The sequence below is a fragment of the Flavimobilis marinus genome, from assembly GCF_900113055.1.
GTDB classification, from domain to species: domain Bacteria; phylum Actinomycetota; class Actinomycetes; order Actinomycetales; family Cellulomonadaceae; genus Flavimobilis; species Flavimobilis marinus.
The window spans coordinates 1,053,730-1,077,992 of record NZ_FONZ01000001.1; the positions used below are offsets into that span (position 1 = coordinate 1,053,730).

At 72.5% G+C, this 24,263-nt stretch carries 24 protein-coding genes; 21 read left to right on the top strand and 3 right to left on the bottom strand.

Annotation, left to right across the window (positions count from 1 at the left end; translation table 11 throughout):
* Both priA and BMZ30_RS04870 read left to right on the top strand, forming a co-directional pair.
* Complete coding sequence (priA, locus tag BMZ30_RS04865; protein WP_093375524.1) at window positions 1–732, top strand: bifunctional 1-(5-phosphoribosyl)-5-((5-phosphoribosylamino)methylideneamino)imidazole-4-carboxamide isomerase/phosphoribosylanthranilate isomerase PriA; 732 nt, start codon at window positions 1–3, stop codon at window positions 730–732.
* A complete protein-coding gene (locus BMZ30_RS04870) occupies window positions 729–1,484 on the top strand; it encodes an SseB family protein (RefSeq protein WP_093375526.1) in 756 nt (251 codons plus the stop codon). The genes priA and BMZ30_RS04870 overlap by 4 nt, the downstream gene beginning before the upstream one ends.
* A gap of 47 nt (window positions 1,485–1,531) precedes the next feature.
* On the opposite strand, the gene BMZ30_RS04875 is transcribed toward BMZ30_RS04870, so the two are convergent.
* The 3 genes from BMZ30_RS04875 to BMZ30_RS04885 all read right to left on the bottom strand — a co-directional run bounded on the left by BMZ30_RS04875 (window position 1,532) and on the right by BMZ30_RS04885 (window position 4,010).
* Window positions 1,532–1,882 carry a DUF1844 domain-containing protein gene (locus BMZ30_RS04875; protein ID WP_093375528.1) on the bottom strand — a complete coding sequence of 117 codons (351 nt, stop codon included), beginning with the start codon at window positions 1,880–1,882 and terminating at the stop codon, window positions 1,532–1,534.
* A 93-nt stretch (window positions 1,883–1,975) separates the two neighbouring features.
* On the bottom strand, window positions 1,976–3,478 hold the full coding sequence (locus BMZ30_RS04880; protein ID WP_093375530.1) for a catalase: 1,503 nt from the start codon (window positions 3,476–3,478) through the stop codon (window positions 1,976–1,978).
* A gap of 67 nt (window positions 3,479–3,545) precedes the next feature.
* Window positions 3,546–4,010, bottom strand: a complete 465-nt coding sequence (locus tag BMZ30_RS04885) for a Fur family transcriptional regulator (protein ID WP_093375532.1) — start codon at window positions 4,008–4,010, stop codon at window positions 3,546–3,548.
* Between the two features lie 343 nt (window positions 4,011–4,353).
* Here BMZ30_RS04885 and infC point away from each other — a divergent pair, with 343 nt between their 5' ends.
* The 19 genes from infC to tyrS all read left to right on the top strand — a co-directional run bounded on the left by infC (window position 4,354) and on the right by tyrS (window position 23,730).
* Window positions 4,354–5,370 carry a translation initiation factor IF-3 gene (gene infC / locus BMZ30_RS04890; RefSeq protein ID WP_093375534.1) on the top strand — a complete coding sequence of 339 codons (1,017 nt, stop codon included), beginning with the start codon at window positions 4,354–4,356 and terminating at the stop codon, window positions 5,368–5,370.
* 95 nt (window positions 5,371–5,465) lie between these two features.
* Window positions 5,466–5,660 carry a 50S ribosomal protein L35 gene (gene rpmI / locus BMZ30_RS04895; RefSeq protein WP_093375536.1) on the top strand — a complete coding sequence of 65 codons (195 nt, stop codon included), beginning with the start codon at window positions 5,466–5,468 and terminating at the stop codon, window positions 5,658–5,660.
* 62 nt (window positions 5,661–5,722) lie between these two features.
* The gene (gene rplT / locus BMZ30_RS04900) at window positions 5,723–6,109 is read left to right on the top strand and encodes a 50S ribosomal protein L20 (protein WP_093375538.1); all 387 of its coding nucleotides are present in this window, start codon (window positions 5,723–5,725) and stop codon (window positions 6,107–6,109) included.
* Between the two features lie 11 nt (window positions 6,110–6,120).
* Window positions 6,121–6,960 (top strand): TrmH family RNA methyltransferase, encoded by an 840-nt coding sequence (locus tag BMZ30_RS04905; RefSeq protein WP_093375540.1) that lies wholly within the window; start codon window positions 6,121–6,123, stop codon window positions 6,958–6,960.
* A 60-nt stretch (window positions 6,961–7,020) separates the two neighbouring features.
* Entirely contained in the window at window positions 7,021–7,977 is a 957-nt protein-coding gene (locus tag BMZ30_RS04910; protein WP_093375542.1) for an aldose 1-epimerase family protein, read from the top strand.
* Between the two features lie 61 nt (window positions 7,978–8,038).
* Window positions 8,039–9,100, top strand: a complete 1,062-nt coding sequence (gene pheS / locus BMZ30_RS04915; RefSeq protein ID WP_229828234.1) for a phenylalanine--tRNA ligase subunit alpha — start codon at window positions 8,039–8,041, stop codon at window positions 9,098–9,100.
* Window positions 9,100–11,646, top strand: coding sequence for a phenylalanine--tRNA ligase subunit beta (gene pheT, locus BMZ30_RS04920; RefSeq protein WP_093375546.1), 2,547 nt, complete (start codon window positions 9,100–9,102; stop codon window positions 11,644–11,646). The genes pheS and pheT overlap by 1 nt, the downstream gene beginning before the upstream one ends.
* Window positions 11,643–12,464 carry an SDR family NAD(P)-dependent oxidoreductase gene (locus BMZ30_RS04925; RefSeq protein WP_093375548.1) on the top strand — a complete coding sequence of 274 codons (822 nt, stop codon included), beginning with the start codon at window positions 11,643–11,645 and terminating at the stop codon, window positions 12,462–12,464. Before pheT ends, BMZ30_RS04925 begins: the two co-directional genes overlap by 4 nt.
* Window positions 12,465–12,520: 56 nt before the next feature.
* Complete coding sequence (argC, locus tag BMZ30_RS04930; protein ID WP_229828427.1) at window positions 12,521–13,597, top strand: N-acetyl-gamma-glutamyl-phosphate reductase; 1,077 nt, start codon at window positions 12,521–12,523, stop codon at window positions 13,595–13,597.
* Window positions 13,594–14,763, top strand: a complete 1,170-nt coding sequence (argJ, locus tag BMZ30_RS04935; protein WP_093375551.1) for a bifunctional glutamate N-acetyltransferase/amino-acid acetyltransferase ArgJ — start codon at window positions 13,594–13,596, stop codon at window positions 14,761–14,763. The genes argC and argJ overlap by 4 nt, the downstream gene beginning before the upstream one ends.
* 62 nt (window positions 14,764–14,825) lie before the next feature.
* Window positions 14,826–15,734 (top strand): acetylglutamate kinase, encoded by a 909-nt coding sequence (argB, locus tag BMZ30_RS04940; RefSeq protein ID WP_229828425.1) that lies wholly within the window; start codon window positions 14,826–14,828, stop codon window positions 15,732–15,734.
* Complete coding sequence (locus BMZ30_RS04945; RefSeq protein ID WP_093375555.1) at window positions 15,731–17,011, top strand: acetylornithine transaminase; 1,281 nt, start codon at window positions 15,731–15,733, stop codon at window positions 17,009–17,011. Before argB ends, BMZ30_RS04945 begins: the two co-directional genes overlap by 4 nt.
* Before the next feature lies 1 nt (window position 17,012).
* Window positions 17,013–17,945 carry an ornithine carbamoyltransferase gene (argF, locus tag BMZ30_RS04950; protein WP_093375557.1) on the top strand — a complete coding sequence of 311 codons (933 nt, stop codon included), beginning with the start codon at window positions 17,013–17,015 and terminating at the stop codon, window positions 17,943–17,945.
* Window positions 17,942–18,451 carry an arginine repressor gene (locus BMZ30_RS04955; protein WP_093375559.1) on the top strand — a complete coding sequence of 170 codons (510 nt, stop codon included), beginning with the start codon at window positions 17,942–17,944 and terminating at the stop codon, window positions 18,449–18,451. Before argF ends, BMZ30_RS04955 begins: the two co-directional genes overlap by 4 nt.
* 67 nt (window positions 18,452–18,518) lie before the next feature.
* Window positions 18,519–19,763, top strand: a complete 1,245-nt coding sequence (locus BMZ30_RS04960) for an argininosuccinate synthase (RefSeq protein WP_093375561.1) — start codon at window positions 18,519–18,521, stop codon at window positions 19,761–19,763.
* Window positions 19,756–21,174 carry an argininosuccinate lyase gene (argH, locus tag BMZ30_RS04965; RefSeq protein ID WP_093375562.1) on the top strand — a complete coding sequence of 473 codons (1,419 nt, stop codon included), beginning with the start codon at window positions 19,756–19,758 and terminating at the stop codon, window positions 21,172–21,174. Before BMZ30_RS04960 ends, argH begins: the two co-directional genes overlap by 8 nt.
* Window positions 21,153–21,728, top strand: coding sequence for a uridine kinase family protein (locus tag BMZ30_RS04970; RefSeq protein ID WP_244887037.1), 576 nt, complete (start codon window positions 21,153–21,155; stop codon window positions 21,726–21,728). The genes argH and BMZ30_RS04970 overlap by 22 nt, the downstream gene beginning before the upstream one ends.
* Window positions 21,725–22,423 carry a DNA-3-methyladenine glycosylase gene (locus tag BMZ30_RS04975; protein WP_093375809.1) on the top strand — a complete coding sequence of 233 codons (699 nt, stop codon included), beginning with the start codon at window positions 21,725–21,727 and terminating at the stop codon, window positions 22,421–22,423. The genes BMZ30_RS04970 and BMZ30_RS04975 overlap by 4 nt, the downstream gene beginning before the upstream one ends.
* 44 nt (window positions 22,424–22,467) lie before the next feature.
* Window positions 22,468–23,730: a tyrosine--tRNA ligase gene (tyrS, locus tag BMZ30_RS04980; RefSeq protein WP_093375564.1), complete on the top strand. Its 1,263-nt coding sequence runs from the start codon at window positions 22,468–22,470 to the stop codon at window positions 23,728–23,730.
* Window positions 23,731–24,263 lie beyond the last annotated feature (533 nt).

Genomic DNA, 24,263 nt, shown 5'->3' on the forward strand with positions numbered 1-24,263 from the left:
ATGGCTGATCGTCTCGTCCTCCTGCCCGCCGTCGATGTCGCGGACGGCCAGGCGGTCCGTCTCGTCCAGGGCGAGGCCGGATCGGAGACGTCCTACGGTGACCCGCTCACCGCTGCGCTGGACTGGCAGTCCGGTGGCGCCGAGTGGGTGCACCTGGTGGACCTCGACGCCGCGTTTGGGCGCGGTTCCAACGCAGAGCTGCTCGCGGACGTCGTCGGCCGGCTGGACGTCGCCGTCGAGCTGAGCGGTGGTATCCGCGACGACGCGTCGCTCGAGCGGGCGCTCGCCACCGGGTGCGCGCGCGTCAACCTCGGCACGGCGGCGCTCGAGAACCCCGAGTGGACTGCCAAGGTGATCGCCGAGCACGGCGACGCGATCGCCGTCGGGCTCGACGTGCGCGGCACGACGCTCGCCGCCCGCGGATGGACGCAGGAGGGCGGCGACCTCTGGGAGGTTCTCGCGCGCCTCGACGCGGCGGGCTGCTCGCGCTACGTCGTGACCGACGTGACGAAGGACGGCACGCTGCGCGGACCCAACGTGGAGCTGCTCCGCGAGGTCGCGTCGCGCACCGACGCCCCGGTCGTCGCGTCCGGTGGCATCTCGAGCCTCGACGACCTGCGCGTGCTCCGCGAGCTCGTCGGCGAGGGCATCGAGGGCACGATTGTCGGCAAGGCGCTCTACGCGGGCGCGTTCACGCTCCCGGAGGCGCTTGACGTCGCTGGTCGCCCGTGACGGGCCCGACCGACTCCGCCGGGACGCCGTGGGAGGGGCGGGACCTGAAGTCGAACCCCTTCGCGGGCGACGACGGCTCGGCCGATCCCGCGCTGGAGGCCGCGCTCGGGGCCTACGTGACCGACGACGTCGGGAGCCTCGAGCGGGTCGTGCACGCGCTCGCTCCAGCACGCGTGCTCATCCCGATCCTCGCGGAGCTCGAGGCGGCCGGCGCCGGCGTCGACGGCATCGTCGCGGACAAGGAGGCGTCGGCGGGCGTCGTCGCGCTCGAGGCGCCCGACGGCCGCCGCGCACTACCCGTGTTCACGTCCGTCGCCGCCATGGCCGCGTGGCGCGCAGACGCCCGTCCGGTGCCGGCCATGGCGACCCGCGCCGCGCTCTCGGCCGTGTCCGAGGACTGGGCGCTGCTCGTGATCGACCCGGCAGGACCCGTGACGGCTCTCGTCCCCCGACCGGCCGTCTGGGCGATCGCGCGCGACCGCACCTGGGTGCCTGCCGTAGGCGCCGGGGGCGTCGTCGACCCGCAGGTGCACCTCGCGATCGTCGCCGCGCTGACGGGGGTCCCGCACGTGGGACGCGTCGGCACCGCGCCCGGACGCACGTCGGAGCTCGCCGTCGTGCTCGGGCTCGATCCCGGTCTCGACCGACCGGGGCTCGACGCCGTCCTTGCGGACGTCAACGCGCGGCTCGCGGCGATCGATGTCGTGAGCGAACGCGTCGACTCGCTCGAGCTGCGGGTGGGCCGGGCCTGAGAGCAGCCCGGCCTGACGGTATGGTCGCCCCGCGGGGGAGGGGGCGCTCAGCTCACGTAGCCGGTGAGCTTCTCGCCCGGGCCCTCGCCGGGGGCGTCCGGGATCACGCTCGCCTCGCGGAACGCGAGCTGGAGGCTGCGCAGCCCGTCGCGGAGCGAGCGCGCGTGCTGGTTGCCGATGTCCGGCGCCGACGTGACGACGAGCGCGGCCAGCGCGTTGATGAGCTTGCGGGCCTCGTCGAGGTCCATGAGCTCCTCCTCGCCCTCGGCGAGGCCGCACTTGACGGCCGCCGCCGACATCAGGTGCACGGCGGCGGTGGTGATGACCTCGACGGCGGCGACGTCCGCGATGTCACGGACGGCCTGCTGGGAGTCGACGGGCTGGTCGGGAGATGTCATGGACTCATTGTCGCCCACGCGCGCGCGAACGCCGACGGCGGCCGGACCCGTGGGTCCGACCGCCGTCGGCGTTTCCGTGGCGCGCGGGAGCGATCAGCTCGCGGGGCCGACCCCGACGGGCTCGGCCTCGGCGCCGTCCGACTTCTCGCCGGCCGCGATGCCAGCGCGCAGGCGCGCGGCGAGACCCGCGTCGACCTGGCCCCAGTACCAGAAGAAGCGCTCGCGCACCTCGGGGACCGTGATCCCGGAGCCCTGCCCGACGAGCGTCTCGATGAACCGCTCGCGGGCGGCGTCGTCGAACACCTCGCGGTACAGCGTGCCGGCCTGGTTGAAGTCGCCGTCCTCGGAGCGCAGGGTCTGCGCGGCGCGCACGAGCTCGCCGTCCGACTCCCAGCCGACCTCGCCGGCGCGGTTCTGGTCCGCCGCCGGACCGCCGACCGAGTTGCCTGCGGTCACCGGCGTGGTGGCCGACGAGAAGTGGTAGCGCATCTGCCCCTCGTGCTGGTAGTTGCGCACCTCGGCCGCGTGCGGCATGTTCACCGGCAGCTGGTTGTAGTTCGCGCCGATGCGGTACCGCTGGGCGTCCGGGTAGGCGAAGACCCGGCCCATGAGCATCTTGTCGGGGGAGATCCCGATCCCGGGCACGAGGTTCGACGGGGAGAACGCCGCCTGCTCGATCTCCGCGAAGAAGTTCTCCGGGTTGCGATCGAGGGTGAGCTCGCCGACCTTGATCAGCGGGTAGTCCGCGTGCGACCAGACCTTGGTGATGTCGAACGGGTTGAAGCGGTACGTCTTGCCCTCCTCGTACGGCATCACCTGGACGAAGAGGTCCCACACGGGGTTTTCGCCGCGCTCGATGGCCTCGAACAGGTCGCGGCGGTAGTAGTCGGCGTCGGAGCCGGCCAGCTTCTCGGCCTCCTCGCTCGACATGGCCTCGACACCCTGGCGGGACTTGAAGTGGTACTGCACCCAGAACTTCTCCCCGGCCTCGTTCATCCAGGAGAAGGTGTGCGAGCCGTAGCCGTTCATGTGCCGCCACGAGCGGGGCAGTCCGCGGTCGCCCATGACGTAGGTGACCTGGTGTGCGGACTCGGGGGACAGCGTCCAGAAGTCCCACTGCATGTCGGCGTCGCGCAGGCCCGAGGCGCCCAGGCGCTTCTGCGAGTGGATGAAGTCCGGGAACTTGATCGCGTCGCGGATGAAGAACACCGGGGTGTTGTTCCCGACGATGTCGTAGTTGCCCTCGGTCGTGTAGAACCGCAGCGAGAACCCGCGCACGTCGCGCCACGTGTCGGGGGAGCCCTGCTCACCCGCGACCGACGAGAAGCGCAGGAGCGTCTCGACCTCGGCGCCGGGCTGGAAGACCGCGGCCTTGGTGAAGCGGGAGACGTCGTCGGTCACCACGAACCGGCCGAACGCGCCGCCACCCTTCGCGTGCGGGTTGCGCTCCGGCACACGCTCCCGGTTGAACGACGCGAGCTTCTCGACGAGGAAGCGGTCGTGGAGGGCGGTGACGCCGTCCGGACCGGTCGTCAGCGAGTGCTGGTCCGACGGGATCGGCGCTCCGGTCTGGGAGGTGGTGAAGTTCTCGGTCACAGGGGACTTCCTTCTGTTGCGGGGATGGTGCATGGGCCGTGGCCCACGAGCGTGGGGGCGGTGTCGCTCAGGTGGCCGACGACGTCGCTGCCGCCCGGCAGCCGGGGCACGTGCCCCAGTAAAGGACCTCGGCGGTCTCGATGCTGAAGCCGTGGTCGTTGGCAGGGATGAGGCACGGGGCGTGCCCGGTCGCGCAGTCCACGTCCGCGACGGCGCCGCAGGTGCGGCACACGACGTGGTGGTGGTTGTCGCCGACGCGGCGCTCGAACCGGGCGGGGTGGCCGGCTGGTTCGATCTGGTTCAGGAGCCCGGCGCGGGTCAGCGCGTGCAGGACGTCGTAGACCGCCTGGACCGAGACCGAGCCGAGCTGTGCCCGGGCGACGCTGAGCACCGTGTCGGCGTCGGCGTGGGGGTGCTGGGACACTGCGGCCAGCACGGCGAGGCGCGGGGCGGTCACACGCAGGCCCGCGTCCCGCAGCGCGCGGACGTCGGGCGTCTCGGGGCGCGTCGCAGGGGCGGGGATGGTGGGCATGTCGTCACCCAAGCACAGACTCTGGAATGATTCAAGTAACGGAGCCGTGCCAGAGTGGAGAGGTGCGGTGTTGCGCCGATGCCCGATCGGCATAGGACCGTGAGCGTGCTACTGTGGGTCGCTGACCGGCTGTGGGTCCTGTGATGTCGATGTCGTGAGACGTGGGCGGCTCGGATCCGCAGCGCAAGTGGAGAGATCCCACCCCGTTCCGACTGTCCGCAAGGACGACAGGGCCTGGGTCCTGGTCCGTGAGAACCGCGCATCCCCTGGGGGTGTGCTGCGACCGCATCCTCGGGTGTGCGCCGCAGGACGCGGACGCTCGTCGGATGAGACCTCCACCTGCATGCAGGGACGGGGGTCTTTCTTCGTCTCTGACGACATATTTCGACGATCTGAGGAGTCTCACATCAGCGAGCCCCGCATCAACGAGCGGATCCGTGTTCCCGAGGTCCGGCTCGTCGGACCCAACGGCGAGCAGGTCGGCATCGTCCGTGTCGAGGACGCCCTGCGCCTGGCGCAGGAGGCGGACCTCGACCTGGTCGAGGTCGCTCCTGACGCGCGCCCCCCTGTCTGCAAGCTCATGGACTTCGGCAAGTTCAAGTACGAGGCAGACATGAAGGCCCGCGAGGCGCGCCGCAACCAGGCGAACACGGTTCTCAAGGAGATCCGGTTCCGGCTGAAGATCGACCCGCACGACTACGGCACCAAGAAGGGCCACGTCGAGCGGTTCCTCTCGGCCGGCGACAAGGTCAAGGTCATGATCATGTTCCGCGGCCGCGAGCAGTCGCGTCCGGAGATGGGTGTCCGTCTGCTGCAGCGTCTGGCCGATGACGTCGCCGAGCTCGGCTTCATCGAGAGCATGCCCAAGCAGGATGGCCGCAACATGGTCATGGTGCTGGGGCCGACGACCAAGAAGGCCGAGGCCAAGGGCATCGTCCGCCGCAAGCGTGACGAGAAGGCCCGCCCGGCGTCCGCGACGGCCGAGGAGTCCAGCGCTCCCGCGGCGGCCCCGGCAGCCCCGGCGCCCGTGGTCGAGCAGGCTCCGGTGGCACCGCCCGAGCCCGTCGAGGCCGCTCCGGTCGAGGCGAGCGCTCCTGCCGCAGCTCCCGAGCCCGCGGCCGAGGCCAAGCCTGCCGAGGCGGAACCCGCCGAGACCAAGCCCGCCGAGACCAAGCCGGCTGCGACCAAGCCCGCCGTGGCGAAGGCCGCAGCCCCCAAGCCCGCAGCCTCGAAGCCGGCGGCAGCCAAGCCGGCAGCGGCGCCCAAGCCCGCTGCAACCGCAGCGACGCCCAAGCCCGCCGCGAAGCCTGCGACGCCGAAGCCGGCTGCGAAGCCTGCGCCGAAGCCCAAGGCCGACTGACGCACCACCGATCCGCCGAGCGGGGGCACGCGCGCCCGCTCGAACCTGTCGCAGGTAATCCCGCCTGCGACCGAACCTGAGGAGACACGGCAGCCATGCCGAAGAACAAGACACACTCTGGGGCCAAGAAGCGGTTCCGCATCACCGGCTCCGGCAAGGTCATGCGCGAGCAGGCGAACAAGCGTCACCTGCTGGAGCACAAGTCCAGCCGCCGGACGCGCCGCCTGAGCGCCGACCAGGTCGTCTCGGCCGCCGACACCCCCAAGATCAAGAAGCTGCTCGGCAAGTGAGCCGTGGGGCGCGCCAGCGCCCCGTCGGACACTTGTGAGCCCCAAGAGTCAAGGAGCATCACGTGGCACGCGTGAAGCGGGCAGTAAACGCCCAGAAGAAGCGTCGTTCAACCCTCGAGCGGGCCAGCGGCTACCGCGGTCAGCGCTCGCGCCTGTACCGGAAGGCCAAGGAGCAGGTCACCCACTCGCTCGTCTACTCCTACCGTGACCGCAAGGCGCGCAAGGGTGACTTCCGCAAGCTGTGGATCCAGCGCATCAACGCCGCGGCTCGCGCCCAGGGCATGACGTACAACCGTCTGATCCAGGGCCTCAAGCTCGCCGGTATCGAGGTCGACCGTCGCGTCCTCGCTGACCTCGCGGTCAACGACGTCGCGGCGTTCAACACCCTCGTCGCGGCCGCCAAGGCTGCCCTTCCCGCGGACGTCAACGCGCCGCGGGACGCTGCCTGAGCGATCAGAGCATGACCGAGCGCTCGGACACACCTGAGCTGACCAACACCCGCGCGGAGCGGGTGGCGGCAGTGCGGGCGTTGTCCGGGCGCTCGGCGCGTTCCCGGGCCGGCGTCTTCCTGGTCGAGGGGCCCCAGGGCGTGCGCGAGGCGGTCCGGTTCGCCGCGCCGCAGGTCCGTGAGGTGTTCGTAACGCCCGCAGCCGCCGAGCGCTACGACGAGGTGCTCGCCGACGCCGCCGCCAACGCCGTCCGCGTCCGCACGGCGTCGCCCGAGGTCGTCGCGGCGATGAGCGCGGACGCGCAGGGCCTGCTCGCGGTCCTCCGCGCCGCCGAGACCGCGCTGGACGACGTGCTCGCCACGTCTCCCCGGCTGGTGGCCGTGTGCGTGAACGTCCGCGACCCTGGCAACGCCGGGACCGTGATCCGGGCGGCGGATGCCGCCGGTGCCGATGCCGTGGTGCTGACCGGGCACAGCGTCGACGTGCACAACCCCAAGACGGTGCGCGCGACGGCGGGCTCGTTGTTTCACCTGCCGGTCGTGGTGGACGAGGACACGGCGGGCGTCGTGGCGCGGCTGCAGCGGGCCCGGCTGACCGTGCTGGCAGCCGACGGCTCGGGGTCGCACGACCTCGACGACCTGCTCGACGACGCCGGCCAGGGCCAGCGTCCCGACCTCGCTCAACCCACCGCGTGGATGTTCGGCAACGAGGCATGGGGCCTGACGCCCGAGGATGCCGCCCTCGCGGACGCGGTCGTGCGCGTGCCGCTGCGCGGCAAGGCCGAGTCGCTCAACCTCGCCGCCGCAGCGACCGTGTGCCTCTACGCGTCGTCGCGCGCGCACCGGTCCTGAGGCGACGCGCCCGCGAGGGCGCACGTGTTCCGCGAGGGGCACGGGCACTAGATTGGGCTCGTGACCACGTCGACTGCCACCCCTGACCCGACCGCTCCGCTCCCGATCTCCGGGGCCCGGTACCGGATCGAGGCCGACGGCTACGTCGCCGAGATCGCCGGTGTCGGTGCCAGCCTGCGCACCCTGTCGCACGAGGGCCGTGAGCTCGTGCTCGGCTTCGGGCAGGACGAGATCCGGCCCGGCTTCCGCGGCGCCGTGCTCGCACCGTGGCCCAACCGGGTCGTCGACGGCCAGTTCGTCTTCCGTTCGCAGCAGCACATCCTGGCCCTGAGCGAGCCCGCGCGCGGGCATGCGCTGCACGGCCTCGCCGTCTGGGTCGAGTGGGAGGCCGAGGAGGTTACGCCGACGTCGGTCACGCTCGTGCACGCTATCCCCGCCCAGGAGGGCTACCCGTACCAGGTGCGCGTGCGCGTGACGTACGCGGTGGGGCCGGACGGCCTGACGTGGTCCGTCGCGGCGACCAACGAGGGAACGACGACGGCGCCGTACGGCACGGCGCCGCACCCGTACCTCGTCGCCGGTGACGGGCTGGCCGACGACTGGACCCTCGAGCTGCCTGCGGCCCAGGTCCAGACGGTGACACCGGACCGGCTGATCCCCACCGGGATCGTCGACGTGGCCACCTACGACGGCGGGGTGTTCGACTTCCGCGCGCCGCGGCTGCTCGCGCAGACCTTCCTCGACCACGCGTACACGGCCCTCACGCCCGGCGCCGACGGCCTGGTGCGGGCCGCGCTCCGTGCGGGCGATGGCTCCGGCGTCGGCATGAGCTGGTCGACGGACTGCCCCTGGGTCCAGGTCCATACGCCCCAGGCCCCCGGCCCGGACGGCTGGCGGCGCGGGGTCGCCGTCGAGCCCATGACGTGCCCGCCGGGCGCCTTCAACTCCGGCACCGACGTCGTCGCGCTCGAGCCCGGCCGCACGCACGAGGTGCGCTGGGGCATATACGCCCTCTGAGCCGTCCAGGTGGACGCCTAGACTGGCGCTCATTCCCGTCACTGTGCCCATGGAAGGCCTGATGAGCCCGAACGACACCCCCCTGTCCCCGCTCGACGAGGCTGCGGTCGGCGCCGCCGTCGCTGCCGCGCTGTCGGCGATCTCGGCCGCGCCCGACCTCGATGCGCTCAAGGACGTCCGCCTCGCGCATGCCGGCGACAAGAGCCCGCTCGCGCTCGCGAACCGCGCGATCGGCGGCCTGCCCGGCGCCGAGAAGGCGCTGGCGGGCAGGCTGGTCGGGCCCGCCCGCGGCAAGGTCAACCAGGCGCTCGCCGCGCGGCAGGTCGAGCTCGAGGCCGAGCGCGCCGCCCGGGTCCTCGTGACCGAGTCAGTCGACGTGACCGTGCCGGTCACGCGCGCGCCCGCCGGTGCGCGCCACCCCCTCGAGCTCGTCTCCGAGCAGGTGGCCGACTTCTTCGTCTCCATGGGCTGGGACATCGCCGAGGGACCGGAGCTCGAGGCGGAGTGGTTCAACTTCGACGCCCTGAACTTCGGGCCTGACCACCCGGCGCGGCAGATGCAGGACACCTTCTTCGTCGACTCCGGCTCGCCGGAGCCGTCCGGTCTCGTGCTGCGCACCCACACGTCCCCGGTCCAGGCCCGTGCCCTACTCGAGCGCGACCTCCCGCTGTACATCGCCTGCCCGGGCAAGACGTTCCGGACGGACGAGCTCGACGCGACGCACACACCGGTGTTCCACCAGGTCGAGGGCCTCGCGGTCGACAAGCACCTGACGATGGCGCACCTCAAGGGCACCCTCGACCGGTTCGCGCAGGCGATGTTCGGCGCCGAGGCACGCACGCGCCTGCGGCCGTCCTTCTTCCCGTTCACCGAGCCCAGCGCGGAGATGGACCTGTGGTTCCCGCAGAAGAAGGGCGGACCGGGCTGGATCGAGTGGGGCGGCTGCGGCATGGTCAACCCCGCGGTCCTGCGCTCGGCCGGCATCGACCCGGAGGTCTACAGCGGCTTCGCGTTCGGCATGGGCCTCGAGCGCACGCTCATGCTCCGGCACGGGATCGCTGACATGCACGACATGGTCGAGGGCGACGTCCGCTTCTCCACCCAGTTCGGAATGGGGATCTGATGCCCACCATCGGTCTGTCCTGGCTCGCCGACCACGTCGCCCTGCCGGCGGGTCTCACCGCTGAGCAGCTCGCGGAGGACCTGGTCCGCGTCGGGCTCGAGGAGGAGGCGGTCCACCCGCCCGCGGTCACGGGACCGCTCGTCGTCGGCGAGGTCGTCGCGCTCGTACCCGAGCCGCAGAAGAACGGCAAGACGATCAACTGGTGCCAGGTCGACGTGGGCGCGCACAACACGCCCGGTGACGACGGCCAGCCGACGATGCCGCGCGGCATCGTCTGCGGCGCGCACAACTTCGGCGTCGGCGACCGCGTCGTCGTCGCGCTCCCGGGCGCCGTGCTGCCCGGACCGTTCCCGATCGCGTCACGCAAGACGTACGGCCACGTGTCCGACGGCATGATCTGCTCCTCGCGGGAGCTGGGCCTCGGCGACGACCACGACGGCATCATCGTGCTGTCGAGCCTCGGACTGGCGGACACGCCCGTCGGGACGGACGCCGTGGCGCTCCTCGGGCTGGGGGAGGCCGCGCTCGAGATCAACGTCACCCCGGACCGCGGCTACTGCTTCTCCATGCGCGGGGTCGCCCGCGAGTACGCGCTGTCCACCGGCGCGGCCTTCACCGACCACGGCCTCGGCGAGGCCCCTGCGGCGACCCCGGACGGGTTCGCCGTCGAGGTGGCCGACGAGGCGCCGATCCACGGCGTCGTGGGCTGCGACCGCTTCGTGACACGGATCGTGCGCGGGATCGACCCCGCGGCGCCGACCCCGGCGTGGATGCGCCAGCGGCTCACGCAGGCCGGGATGCGCTCGATCTCGTTGACCGTCGACGTCACGAACTACGTCATGCTCGACCTGGGCCAGCCCTTGCACGCGTACGACCTCGCGAAGGTCGCCGCGCCGATCGTCGTGCGGCGTGCGAGCGCCGGCGAGCGACTCACGACGCTCGACGACGTCGACCGGGCGCTGCACGTCGAGGACCTGCTGATCACCGACAGCCCTGCGGGGGGCTCGCGTGTGCTGGGCATCGCGGGCGTCATGGGCGGCGCGTCGTCCGAGGTGAGCGAGACCACCACGGACGTCCTCGTCGAGGCCGCGCACTTCGACCCGATCACCGTTGCGCGGTCCGCGCGCCGGCACAAGCTGCCGTCCGAGGCAGCCAAGCGGTTCGAGCGCGGCGTCGACCCGCGGCTCGCGGCCGTCGCGGCTGACCGCGTCGTCGCGCTGCTCGTCGAGCACGGGGGCGGGTCCGCCGACCCCGCCGTCAGCGACCTCGACACGACCGCCCCGGCCGCACCGATCACCATGGCTTGGTCCGAGCCCGAGCGCCTCACGGGCGTGGCCTACCCGCGCGAGCGCGTGGCCGAGGTGCTGCGCGCCATCGGCTGCGACGTCACGGACACGGGGGACGCCGCCCAGGTCACGCCGCCCACCTGGCGCCCTGACCTGACGATCCCCGCGGACCTCGTCGAGGAGGTCGCGCGCATCGTCGGGTACGACGCGATCCCGTCGGTCGTCCCGGTGGCGCCGCCGGGGCGCGGCCTCACCGCCGAGCAGCGTGCCCGGCGGTCGGTGGCGCGCGCGCTCGCCGAGGCGGGGCTGGTCGAGACGCTCAGCTACCCCTTCGTGGGCGCCGACCAGTGGGACGCGCTCCAGCTCCCGGCGGACGACGAGCGTCGTCGTGCGCTGCGGCTGCGCAACCCGCTCGCGGACACCCAGCCCTACCTCCGCACGGACCTGTTGACCACGCTGCTGGGCACGGCGCGCCGCAACGTCGGTCGCGGCGTTCCCGACGTCGCCGTGTACGAGCTCGGGCTGGTGACGCAGCCGGTCGCCGGCCCGGCGGTCGCACCGCAGCTGCCCGGAGGCGTGCGCCCGACGGACGAGCAGCTCGAGGCTCTCGACGCCGCCGTGCCCGCGCAGCCGCGGCACGTCGCGGCCGTCCTCACCGGGCACCGGGAGCGACCGGGCTGGTGGGGCGAGGGTCGCCGGGCCGACTGGTCGGACGCGCTCGAGCTCGCGCAGCGCGTGGGCCGCACGGTCGGTGTGCCGATCACGGCCGTCGCCGACACGACGCGGCTGCCGTGGCACCCGGGCCGCTGCGCCGCGCTCACGCTCCCCGGCGGCGTCGTCGTCGGCCACGCGGGCGAGCTGCACCCAGCGGTGCTCGAGGCGCTCGACCTGCCTGCCCGTACCGTCGCGTTCGAGCTGGACCTCGACGAGGTCCTGTGCGCGGTGGACGAGGGCCCGGTCCAGGCCGAGCCGATCTCGACGTTCCCGGCCGCCAAGGAGGACTTCGCCTTCGTCGTCGACGCCGCGGTGACCGCCGGCGCTCTCGAGGCGGTCGTGCGCGAGGCCGCGGGCGAGCTCGCGGAGGAGGTCCGGCTGTTCGACGTCTTCACCGGCGCGCAGGTGGGTGAGGGGCGCAAGTCGCTCGCGTTCGCGGTGCGGCTGCGTGCCGCGGACCGGACGCTGGGCGCCGAGGAGACCACAGCGGTACGCGAGCGCGTGATCGCGCTGGCGGCCGAGCGGCTCGGGGCGGTGCTGCGGTGACGATCGTCGCCCCGGCGCGGACCGCGCTGGTCACCGGGGCCTCGCGGGGGATCGGACGCGCGATCGCGCTCGGTCTCGCTGAGGCCGGCCTCGACGTCGGGCTCGTCGCGCGATCGCGCGAGGCCCTGACCGAGGTGGCACGTGAGGTCGAGGCGCTTGGTCGCCGAGCCGTGGTCGCGGTCGCGGACGTCGCCGACCGCAGCGCGGTCGACGCGGCGGTCGCGCAGGTGACCGACGCCCTCGGCTCCATCGACGTCCTGGTCAACAACGCGGGCCGGATCGACGCCGAGGTGCCGCTGTGGGAGTCCGACCCCGACGAGTGGTGGAGCGTCGTCGAGACCAACGTGCGTGGGCCGTACCTGCTGACGCGCGCCGTCGTGCCGGGGATGCTCGCACGCGGGGGTGGCCGCGTGATCGCGCTGAACTCGGGCTCGGGCGTGCGGGAGATGGACACGGCGTCGGCGTACAACGTGAGCAAGACGGCGCTCTTCCGGATCGGCGGCTCGGTGCACGAGGCGGGGTTCGACCGCGGGCTGCGGACATTCGAGCTCGCGCCCGGCGTGGTGCGGACGGACATGACGGCGGGCATGGACATGCACCGCGACCGCACGGAGTACACGCCCGTCGAGCGCACGGTCGAGATGGTCGTCGCGATGGCCCGCGGCGAGCTCGACGCGTTCTCCGGCCGGTACGTGCGCGTGACCTCGGACTCGCCGGCGTCGCTGCTCGCAGCCGCCGCCGCGCAAGATGCCCCGGGGAGTGACGGGCGACGCCTGCGTATGCGACCGTGGGGTGAGGGTGACCCGCTCGCCGACTGACCGACGCGCCCGCATCGCGGTCCCTGCTGCATTGTTGTGCAGATCTGTGTATGGTTATGCAGATGACGTACTCCGTAGCAGTCGCTGGCGCCAGCGGCTACGCCGGCGGTGAGGTGCTCCGGCTCCTGACCGCCCACCCCGAGGTCGAGATCGGTGCCCTCACGGCCCACTCGACGGCGGGGACGCCGCTCGGCGCCCACCACCCGCACCTCCGGTCGCTCGCCGCCCGGACGCTCGAGCCGACGACCCCGGACACGCTCGCCGGCCACGACGTCGTCGTCCTGGCGCTGCCGCACGGCGCGTCCGGTGAGATCGCCGCCCAGCTCGACCCCGAGACCCTCGTGCTCGACCTCGGTGCCGACCACCGCCTGGTCTCGGCGGCCGACTGGGAGGAGTTCTACGGCAGCCCGCACGCCGGCACCTGGGCGTACGGCCTGCCTGAGCTGATGCTCGCGGGCGCCGACGGCGTCGCACGCCAGCGCGAGCACCTCGCCAGGGCGCGCCGCATCGCGGTCCCGGGCTGCAACGTCACCGCCGTGACGCTGGGCCTGCAGCCCGGCATCAGCGCCGGGGTGGTCGACCCCACGGACATCGTCGCCGTCCTCGCCAACGGGTACTCCGGGGCGGGCAAGTCCCTGGCGCCGCACCTGACCGCTGCCGAGGCCCTCGGCAGCGCCCAGGCCTACGCCGTCGGCGGCAGGCACCGGCACATCCCCGAGATCATGCAGAACCTCCGGGCCGCCGGCGCGGGCGACGTCACACTCTCGTTCACGCCCACGCTCGTCCCGATGGCGCGGGGGATCCTCGCGACCGCGACCGCACGGCTGACGGACCCCACGCTGTCCGACGACGAGGTCCGCCAGGCCTGGGTCGACGCCTACGTCGCCGAGCCGTTCGTCGAGCTGCTGCCCAGCGGCCCTGACGGCGCCCAGTGGCCCACGACCGCGATGACCACCGGGGCGAACGTGGCGCTCGTGCAGGTCGCCGTCGACCGCCGCGTGGGCCGGGTCGTCACCGTCACCGCGCTCGACAACCTCGTCAAGGGCACGGCGGGCGCGGCCGTGCAGTCCATGAACATCGCGCTCGGCCTCCCCCAGGAGCTGGGCCTGACCACGCAGGGAGTCGCACCATGAGCGTCACCGCACCTGCCGGTTTCCGCGCCGCTGGCGTGAGCGCCGGTCTGAAGTCCACCGGCAACAAGGACGTCGCGCTCGTCGTGAACGACGGCCCGCTCGACGTCGCCGCAGGCGTCTTCACCAGCAACCGCGTCGTGGCCGCCCCGGTGATCTGGTCGCGCCAGGCCGTGGCCGACGGCGTCGCCCGCGCCGTGGTCCTCAACTCCGGGGGAGCCAACGCGTGCACGGGCCCTGAGGGCTTCGCGGACACCCACCACACGGCCGAGCACGTCGCGCAGGCGCTCGACGTCTCCTCGGGCGACGTGCTCGTGTGCTCGACGGGGCTGATCGGCGAGCGCCTCGACATGACGGCGCTGCTCGGCGGGGCCGACGCCGCCGTCGCGGCCCTCGCCCTCGACGGCGGAGACGTCGCCGCGGAGGCGATCATGACGACCGACTCGGTCGCCAAGACCGTCGTCGTCACCGCGACCGACGGCTCGTGGTCCGTGGGCGGCATGGCCAAGGGTGCGGGCATGCTCGCCCCCGGCCTCGCCACGATGCTGTCCGTGCTCACCACGGACGCGGTGGTCGACGCCGCCGCCGCGGACACCGCGCTGCGCCGCGCCACGGCCCGCACCTTCGACCGGGTCGACTCCGACGGCTGCATGTCCACCAACGACACCGTCCTGCTCCTCGCCTCCGGGGCGAGTGGCGTCAAGGTCAGCACCGACGACCTCACGGACCTGGTCACCCGCGCGTGCGCCGACCTGTCCCGCAAGCTCGTGGCCGACGCCGAGGGCGCGAGCCACGACATCGCGGTCCGCGTCACGGGGGCGACCACCGAGGCCGCTGCCGTGGCCGTGGCCCGCGCGGTCACGCGCTCGAACCTGTTCAAGGCCGCGGTGTTCGGCAACGATCCCAACTGGGGCCGGGTGCTGTCCGCCGTCGGCACCGTCCCCGAGGACGTCGCCCCGTTCGACGCCCTCGCGGTCGACGTGTCGATCAACGGGGTCCAGGTGTGCCGGGCCGGGGGAGTCGGGGAGGACCGGTCGCTCGTGGACCTGGCCGCGGACCGCGAGGTCCACGTCGTCGTCGACCTGCACGCCGGCGAGGCCGAGGCGACCGTCTGGACCAACGACCTCACGCACGACTACGTCCACGAGAACAGCGCGTACTCGACATGAGCTGGTCAGACATGAGCCGCACCGACGCCCTGCCCGCCGCTCCTGAGGGCCTCGTGCCCCAGATGCCCGCGGACCTGCCCACCGACCTGTCGCCCGGCCACAAGGCCGAGGTCCTGATCGAGGCGCTCCCGTGGCTGCGGGAGCTCTCCGGCGCGCTCGTCGTCGTGAAGTACGGCGGCAACGCGATGATCGACGACGACCTCAAGCGCGCCTTCGCCCAGGACATGGTGTTCCTGCGCCAGGTCGGGCTGCGTCCCGTCATCGTCCACGGCGGCGGGCCGCAGATCTCCGCGATGCTCGACCGCCTCGGCATCGCCTCCGAGTTTCGCGGCGGGCTGCGCGTGACGACGCCGGAAGCCATGGAGGTCGTCCGGATGGTCCTGACCGGACAGGTCTCGCGCGAGCTCGTCGGGCTCATCAACGCGTTCGGCCCCATGGCCGTGGGCCTGTCCGGCGAGGACGGCGGGCTGCTGCGCGCCGAGCGTCGCACCGCGACCGTCGACGGCGAGCAGGTCGACGTCGGGCTCGTGGGCGACGTCGTCGAGGTGCACCCGTCGGCCGTCCAGGACCTCCTCGACGCTGGCCGGATCCCGGTCGTCTCGACGATCGCCCCGGACGTCAACGACCCCACGCAGGTCCTCAACGTGAACGCCGACACCGCGGCCTCGGCGCTCGCGGTCGCCCTGGGCGCCAAGAAGTTTCTCGTGCTCACGGACGTCGAGGGGCTCTACACCCGCTGGCCGGACACCTCGTCGCTCGTGAGCGAGATCCGCGCGAACGAGCTCGCCGAGCTCCTCCCGAGCCTGGCCTCGGGCATGATCCCCAAGATGGAGGCCTGCCTGCGCGCCGTGCGGGGTGGCGTCTCGCGGGCGACCGTCATCGACGGCCGCGTGCCGCACTCGGTGCTGCTCGAGGTCTTCACCAACGAGGGCAACGGCACCATGGTCCTTCCTGAGGCAGGTGTCGCATGAGCGAGGTCGACAAGCAGAGCGTCACGGACGTCGTCGGCGCGCCCGACGGCCCGCGGCCGGTCGGCGAGCGCTGGGTCGAGCGGTACTCGGGCGCCGTCATGGACACGTTCGGGCCTCCGTCGCGCGTGCTGGTGCGGGGGGAGGGTGCGTACGTGTGGGACGCCGACGGCGCGCGCTACCTGGACCTGCTGGCCGGCATCGCCGTCAACGCGCTGGGGCACGGGCACCCGACCTTGACCGCGGCCATCAGCGCGCAGCTGGGCACCCTGGGGCACGTGTCGAACTTCTTCGGCACCCCGCCGCAGATCGCGCTCGCCGAGCGGCTGCTGGATCTCGCGGCGGCGCCCGAGGGCTCGCGCGTGTTCTTCACGAACTCCGGCGCGGAGGCGAACGAGGCGGCGTTCAAGATGGCACGGCGCAACGTCGGCGACGGCGAGCGGCGCCGGGTGATCGCGGTCGAGGGAGCGTTCCACGGCCGCACGATGGGCGCGCTCGCGCTCACCTCGAAGACCGCCTACCGCGAGCCGTTCGAGCCGCTGCCCGGCGGCGTCGAGTTCGTGCCGTTCGGTGACCTCGACGCGCTGCGTGCGGCGTTCGCCCATGGCGGGATCGCGGCGATGTTCGTCGAGCCCGTGCAGGGCGAGGCCGGTGTGCGGCGGCACCCCGAGGGCTACCTGTCGCTCGCCCGCGAGCTCACGCGCGAGCACGGCGCCCTCCTCGTGCTGGACGAGGTGCAGACCGGCGCCGGGCGCACCGGGCACTGGTTCGCGTTCCAGGACCCGGAGATCGGCGAGGGCATCATGCCGGACGTCGTCACCCTCGCCAAGGGCCTCGGCGGCGGCTTCCCCGTCGGCGCGGTCCTGGCGATCGGGCAGGACGCCGCGACGCTCGTCGGTCGTGGCCAGCACGGCACGACGTTCGGCGGGAACCCTGTCGCCGCGGCGGCGGCCCTCGCGACGATCGGCGTGCTCGAGCGCGACGACCTCCTGGCTCACGTCCGCGCCGTGGGGTCCCGCTGGCGCCACGCGCTCGCAGCGACCGGGAACCCGCTCGTCGTGGACGTGCGCGGCGCGGGCTTCCTCCTGGCCGTGCAGCTGCGGGAGCCGGTGGCCGCGGATCTCGCGGCGGCGGCGCTCGCGGCGGGCTTCATCGTCAACCCCGTCGCCCCCGACGCGATCCGCCTCGCCCCGCCGCTGATCCTCAGCGACGAGCAGGCGGACGCCTTCACCACCTTCCTCGCGGGCTACCAGCCCGCCCTGCCCTCCCAGGAGGCCTGACGTGGCACGCCATTTCCTGCGCGACGACGACCTCTCCCAGGCGGAGCAGCGTGAGGTCATCGAGCTCGCGCTCGCGTTCCAGGCGGACCGGTTCATCCGGACCCCGCTCAAGGGCCCGCGCGCCGTCGCGGTGATGTTCGACAAGCCGTCGACGCGCACGCGCGTGTCGTTCGCTGTCGGCGTCGCCGAGCTCGGGGGATACCCGCTCGTGATCGACGCCGTCGGGTCCCAGCTGGGGCGCGGCGAGTCCGTCGCGGACACCGCCCGGGTGCTCGACCGCCAGGTGGCTGCGATCGTGTGGCGCACGTTCGGCCAGGAGCGCATCGAGGAGATGGCCGCGTGGTCGACCGTGCCGGTCGTGAACGCGCTGACGGACGAGTTCCACCCGTGCCAGATCCTCGCCGACCTGGTCACGGTCGCCCAGCACCGCGGGGGCGCGGGGGCGTTGCCCGGGCTCACGCTCGCCTACGTCGGCGACGGCGCCAACAACATGGCGCACTCTTACCTGCTCGGCGGCGCGCTCGCGGGCATGAACGTGCGCGTCGGCGCTCCGGCGGGTTTCCAGCCGGACCCCGGCGTCGTCGCCGATGCCGAACGCCTCGCCGCCCAGAGCGGCGGCTCGGTCCTGGTGACGACCGACGCGGCGGAGGCGGTGGCCGGGGCCGACGTCGTCGCCACCGACACCTGGGTGTCCATGGGGCAGGAGCTCGAGAGCGACGAGCGCGAGCTGCCGTTCGTGCCCTTCGCCCTGACGGCCGACCTGCTCGCCCAGGCCGCCCCCGACGCGCTGGTCCTGCACTGCCTGCCCGCCTACCGCGGCAAGGAGATCGCCGCGGAGGTGATCGACGGCCCGCAGTCGGTGGTCTGGGACGAGGCCGAGAACCGCCTGCACGCGCAGAAGGCGCTCCTGGCGTGGCTCCTGGAGCACTCGTGAGCGCCCCCGTGGCACCGACCACCAAGGCGGCACGCCACGCCCGGATCCGGGCGTTGCTGACGCAGAGCGCGGTGAGCTCGCAGACGCAGCTCGCCGAGGCGCTCGCCGCCCAGGGCGTCCAGGTGACCCAGGCGACCCTGTCGCGCGACCTCATCGAGCTCCGGGCGCAGAAGGTCCGGACCGCCCAGGGCGTCTCGGTCTACGCCGTCCCGGGTGAGGGCGGTGACCGCAGCCTGCAGGTGGACGCGGACACCGAGTCCTTGTCTGCGCGGCTGGCGCGGCTGTGCCAGGAGCTGCTCGTGTCGGCCGAGACCTCGGCCAACCTCGTCGTCCTGCGGACACCGCCGGGCGCCGCCCAGTACCTGGCGTCGGCGATCGACCACTCGGTGCTGCCGAGCGTGCTCGGCACCATCGCCGGCGACGACACCGTGCTCGTCATCACGCGGGAGGACGGCGGCTCCGCCGTCGCCGCCCGCCTCCTCGCCCTCGCCGAGGGCACCCCCTGACCTTCCCCCTGCTCCGGCGTCCAGCCGCTGCCAGACTGCTCACAGACTCACAGAAGAGAGAGACCCCATGACTGATCGCGTCGTCCTCGCCTACTCCGGAGGACTCGACACCTCCGTCGCCATCGGATGGATCGCTGAGCGCACCGGCGCGGAGGTCATCGCCGTGGCCGTCGACGTCGGCCAGGGCGGTGAGGACCTCGAGGTCATCCGCCAGCGCGCGCTCGACTGTGGCGCGGTCGAGGCCTACGTCGCCGACGCCCGCGACGAGTTCGCGCAGGAGTACTGCATGCCTGCGCTCCGCGCGAACGGCCTCTACCTCGACCGGTACCCCCTCGTGTCCGCGCTGTCGCGTCCGGTGATCGTCAAGCACCTGGTCCGCGCCGCTCGCCAGTTCGACGCGCAGATCGTCTCGCACGGCTGCACCGGCAAGGGCAACGACCAGGTCCGCTTCGAGGTGGGCATCACGTCGCTCGCCCCGGACCTCAAGTGCCTCGCGCCCGTCCGCGATCTCGCGCTCACGCGGGACAAGGCCATCGGTTACGCCGAGCAGCACAACCTGCCCATCGCGACCACCAAGCGGAACCCGTTCTCGATCGACCAGAACGTGTGGGGCCGGGCCATCGAGACCGGCTTCCTCGAGGACATCTGGAACGGCCCGACCAAGGACGTGTACTCCTACACCGACGACCCCACTTTCCCGCCCGTCGCGGACGAGGTCGTCCTGACGTTCGACCAGGGCATCCCCGTCGCGATCGACGGTGTCGCGGTCACCCCGCTGCAGGCCATCCAGGAGATGAACCGCCGCGCCGGCGCCCAGGGCGTCGGTCGGATCGACATCGTCGAGGACCGGCTCGTCGGGATCAAGTCCCGCGAGATCTACGAGGCCCCCGGCGCCATGGCGCTGATCGCGGCGCACCAGGAGCTGGAGAACGTCACGGTCGAGCGCGAGCAGGCACGCTTCAAGCGCGGCGTCGAGCAGCGCTGGGCCGAGCTCGTCTACGACGGCATGTGGTTCAGCCCGCTCAAGAAGTCCCTCGACGTCTTCATCGACGACACCCAGCGTTACGTGTCGGGCGAGGTGCGGATGGTGCTGCACGGCGGTCGCGCGACCGTGACCGGCCGCCGCTCCGACGCGAGCCTGTACGACTTCAACCTGGCCACCTACGACGAGGGCGACTCGTTCGACCAGTCGAACGCCAAGGGCTTCATTGAGATCTACGGCCTCACGGCCAAGCTGTCCGCGGCGCGCGACGCCAAGTTCGGCAACGGCGTGGACCTCTCGGCGCCGGCGAACCTCCAGGCCGATGGCTGAGTCGTCCGCGAGCCTCTGGGGCGGCCGGTTCGCCGGCGGCCCCAGCGGCGCGCTCGCCGCGCTCAGCAAGTCGACCCAGTTCGACTGGCGGCTGGCGGAGGTCGACGTCGCCGGGTCTCAGGCGCACGCCCGCGTCCTGCACCAGGCGGGCCTGCTCGACGACGCCGAGCTCGCGGGCATGCTCGACGCGCTCGACCGACTGCTGACCGACGTCCGCTCCGGTGCGTTCGGGCCCCGCGAGGACGACGAGGACGTGCACACCGCGCTCGAGCGCGGCCTGATGGACCGCGCGGGCGCAGATCTGGGCGGCAAGCTCCGCGCGGGCCGGTCCCGGAACGACCAGATCGCGACGCTTGTACGCATCTACCTGCGCGAGCAGACCCGGGTGCTCGCGGGCGGGGTGCTCGGCGTCGTCGACGCTCTTGTCGAGCAGGCGGCTGCCCACCCGGGCGCGCCCATGCCCGGGCGGACCCACCTGCAGCACGCGCAGCCGGTGCTGCTCGCGCACCACCTCCTCGCGCACGCGTGGCCGCTCCTGCGGGACGTGGAGCGCTGGACGGACTGGGACCGGCGCGCCGCCGTGTCGCCGTACGGCTCCGGTGCGCTCGCGGGCTCCTCGCTGGGCCTCGACCCGGCGGCGGTCGCGCGTGACCTCGGTTTCGACGCCCCGGTGGCGAACTCGATCGACGGCACCGCGAGCCGTGACGTCGTCGCGGAGTTCGCGTTCGTGGCGGCGATGACGGGGGTGGACCTGTCCCGGATCGCCGAGGACGTGATCCTGTGGGCGACCAAGGAGTTCGGCTTCGTCGACCTCCACGACGCCTATTCCACCGGGTCGAGCATCATGCCGCAGAAGAAGAACCCGGACATCGCCGAGCTGGCCCGCGGCAAGGCCGGCCGGCTGATCGGTGATCTCACCGGGCTGATGACGACGCTCAAGGGCCTGCCGCTGGCGTACAACAGGGACCTGCAGGAGGACAAGGAGCCGGTGTTCGACCAGATCGACCAGCTCTCGGTCCTGCTGCCGGCCTTCGCCGGCATGGTCGCGACGCTGACGTTCCGGACGGAGCGGATGGCGGAGCTCGCTCCGCAGGGCTTCTCGCTCGCGACGGACATCGCTGAGTGGCTGGTCCGCCAAGGCGTGCCGTTCCGGGTGGCGCACGAGGTCGCGGGCGCGTGCGTGCGGGCCTGCGAGGAGCGGGGCATCGAGCTGTGGGACCTCAGCGAGGACGACCTCGCAGCCATCAGCCCGCACCTCACGCCTGAGGTGCGCGAGGTTCTGACGGTCGAGGGCTCGCTGGCCTCGCGCGACGCCGTCGGCGGCACCGCGCCGGTACGCGTGGCCGAGCAGCTCGAGGCCGCCCGGGCGCGCGCGGTCGAGCTCCGGTCGTGGGTGGCCGGTACGGCGTGAGCGCGGACGTCGTCGCGCAGATCGTCGCCCAGGCCGAGGCTCGTCGCCCCGGCCTGGGCGGTATGCGTCTGATCTGCGTCGACGGACCCGCAGGATCGGGCAAGACGACGCTCGCCGGGCAGCTCGGGGCGTTGCTGCCCGCGCAGGTGGTGCACATGGACGACCTCTACGAGGGCTGGACCGGGGTGCGCGCCGGCGTGGAGCGCCTGCACGAGTGGGTCCTGGGGCCGCTCGCCGCCGGCGCCCCCGGGCGCTACCGCCGCTATGACTGGGAGCTGGGTCGCTATGCGGAGCGGCACGCCGTCCCGGTGGCCGACTCCCTCGTGGTGGAGGGTTGCGGGTCGGCGTGCCAGGGCGTCGATGTGTACGAACCCTTGATCGTGTGGGTCGAGGCGGACGACGACCTGCGCTTGCGCCGTGGTGTCGAGCGGGACGGCGAAGGGGCGCGCGAGCACTGGCTCGAGTTCATGGCCGCGGAGCAGGAGATGTACGCGCGGGAGCGGACCCGAGAGCGGGCGCACGTGCGGCTCGACGCGTGGGGACGGCCGGCATGATTCCCAGCGCGGACAGGACGGCCGACGGCGAGCTCGCCGCGGCCGTCGCCGGCCTCGAGCAGCCGGACCGCGCCTGGTTCGACCGGCCGCCGCTCGACGTCGCCCAGGGCCTGCTGGGCGCCGTCCTGGTCTCCCGGTCGCCCGGGGGTGACGTGGCCCTGCGCGTCACCGAGACCGAGGCCTACCACGGCAGCCATGACCCGGGATCGCACGCGTACCGCGGGCGTTCGGCGCGCAACGAGGTCATGTTCCGGGACGGCGGGCACCTCTACGTGTACCGGCATCTCGGTCTGCACACCTGCATGAACGTCGTCACGGGGAAGGCCGGCGAGGCCTCCGCGGTGCTGCTCCGGGCGGGGGAGATCGTGGTCGGCCAGGATGTCGCCCACAGGCGCAGGACGGCGGCAGGGGTGGTGCGCAGCCCGGAGCAGCTGGCGTCCGGTCCGGCCCGCCTCACGGTCGCGCTCGCGGTGACCATGGACGACGCCGGGGCGGACCTGCTGGACCCCGCCTCGCGCCTGCGGCTGTTCGTGCCCGGCGTGCCGGTGCAGCCGTATGCGTCCGGGCCGCGGGTCGGGGTCGGAGGGGCAGGCGCGGGTCCTGGGTTCGACTGGCGCCGGTGGATCCCCGGCGAGCCCACCGTCTCGGCGTTCCGACCCGGTGTCACGCGACGGCGCAGGAACCAGGCAGACTAGGCGCAGCGCCGCCACCTCGGCGCGCAGACGACCAAGGAGCAGCAGTGACCAACGTTCTCGACGAGCTGATGTGGCGTGGGCTCGTAGCCCAGACCACCGACGTGGACGCCCTCCGGGCGGCCCTCGACGACGGACCGGTCACCTACTACTGCGGGTTCGACCCGACCGCCGCGAGCCTGCACCACGGTCACCTGGTCCAGCTCGTCGTGCTGCGTCACCTGCAGCTGGCGGGGCACAAGCCGCTCGCGCTCGTGGGCGGTGCGACCGGCCTCATCGGCGACCCGCGCATGTCGGGGGAGCGGGTGCTCAACGACCCGGCGACCGTCGCGGAGTGGGTCGACCGCCTGCGCACGCAGATCTCCGGCTTCTTGTCCTTCGAGGGCGAGAACGCGGCGCAGATGGTCAACAATCTCGACTGGGCAGGCGACCTCCGCGCGCTCGACTTCCTGCGGGACGTCGGCAAGCACTTCCGCCTCGGCACGATGCTGGCCAAGGAGACCGTCGCGCGCCGGCTCAACAGCGACGAGGGCATCTCCTTCACGGAGTTCAGCTACCAGATCCTCCAGGGCATGGACTTCCTCGAGCTCAACCGGCGCCACGGCTGCACGCTGCAGACGGGCGGCAACGACCAGTGGGGCAACCTGCTCGCAGGGGTCGAGCTCATCCGCAAGGCGGACAAGCGCCCGGTACACGCGTTGACGACCCCGCTGATCACCAAGGCCGACGGCACGAAGTTCGGGAAGTCGGAGGGCGGGGCGGTCTGGCTCGCGCCGGACATGATGAGCCCGTACGCCTTCTACCAGTTCTGGGTGAACGCCGACGACGCCGACGTCGTGGGCTGGCTGAAGATCTTCACGTTCCGGACGCGCGAGGAGATCGACGAGCTCGCCGCCGCCGTGCAGGACCGGCCGCAGGCACGCGAGGCCCAGCGGGTGCTCGCGGCGGACGTCACCACGCTGGTGCACGGCGCCGAGGCGACGGCGCAGGCGATCGCGGCGAGCCAGGCGCTCTTCGGGCGCGGGGACCTCGCCAGCATCGACGCGGCCACGCTCGCGTCGGCGGTCGTCGGACTTCCGAGCGCGGAGGGCAAGGCGGGCGACCAGGTGGCGGATCTCCTTGCGGCGACGGGCCTGGTCCAGGGCCGCAACGCTGCCCGTCGTGCGATCGCAGAGGGCGGCGCCTACGTGAACAACGCCAAGGTGACCGACCAGGACGCTGTGGTCAGCGCCGCCGACGCGTTGGGCGACGGGTACGTGCTGCTGCGGCGGGGTAAGCGCCACCTCGCAGTGGTCCGGCTCGGTGCCTGACGCACGTCACACCGCCGAGGCACCGCACGGAGTTGACCGCTAGCGCCTCGGCGGCCTAGTGTTCCGGAGTCGGCCCGCGAGGAGCGACGGACGGGACCTGAGGGTCACGGCCTGAGCCCGCAGGAGACACACCCACCAGCTCGGAACGGCGCAGCACAGCTGCGTCCGGATCGAGACGGTGCCCGCAGCTCGCCCGCAAGGCGATTTTGCAGATGGGGATCGGGTCGGGTAAGTTTGAACGGTTGCCTCCGAACGGCCCGCGAGGGTGGATCGGGGAGCGTCTGTTCCTTGAGAACTCAACAGTGTGCTTGATAGTCAATGCCAAATATCCCTCGTGGACTGCTGGTGTCTGCTGCTACATGGTGGCTGGCTCGGTGGTCTTGAGGATTCCTTTGGTTGATTGAACGAAAACGCAAGTTTTTGTTTTTGTAGCCAGTTTTTATGTGGGTGCCTCTTTGGGGGTGCCTGCTTCGTATGGTTGTTAGCTGGGTTCGCCTGGTTGACGGATACTTTTACGGAGAGTTTGATCCTGG